The sequence below is a fragment of the Lyngbya aestuarii BL J genome (assembly GCF_000478195.2).
GTDB classification, from domain to species: Bacteria; Cyanobacteriota; Cyanobacteriia; order Cyanobacteriales; family Microcoleaceae; genus Capilliphycus; species Capilliphycus aestuarii.
Genome location: NZ_AUZM01000371.1, coordinates 1 through 423, shown reverse-complemented (window position 1 = coordinate 423; position 423 = coordinate 1). Strand labels below are relative to the sequence as shown.

Annotated in this window: 1 pseudogene; it reads right to left on the bottom strand. The window is 39.0% G+C overall.

The features are described from left to right. Positions 1-423 (bottom strand): annotated as a pseudogene (locus M595_RS28575) (protein kinase domain-containing protein); the annotation flags it as partial.

Sequence of the window (423 nt, the reverse complement as noted above, 5' to 3'; positions counted from 1 at the left end):
CATTGGCGATCACAATTTGCATCAAAGTAGCTAAGAGTTTCTCTAATTCTATTTCTTCAGAAATAGCTTGTGCTGCTTTGATCACAGCCGGAACATCTAACCAAAAATTTGAATGTTGACTATGAGTAGTCCGATTGACGCTTTTCGTTAGGGAAGAAATCGTTCCTCCATATCCGCTCGTTAGTTGAGTGGATTGTAAAATTATTTCTAATAGTTGAGGATATGTTTGTTCTAGGTGGGCGACTTTTCCTTTGGCTCCCCATCGGGTATAACAGTAGTAAGCTTCTTGCATATATCCGGCAGCAACTTTTTCTTTTCCCCAATTCAGATAAAATTTAGCTGCTAACTCATTTGCTAAGGCTTCTTCGTTAAGATATTCATTTTCTTTTGCTCCGTAAATTGCCTGATCGTACCAATCTCCCG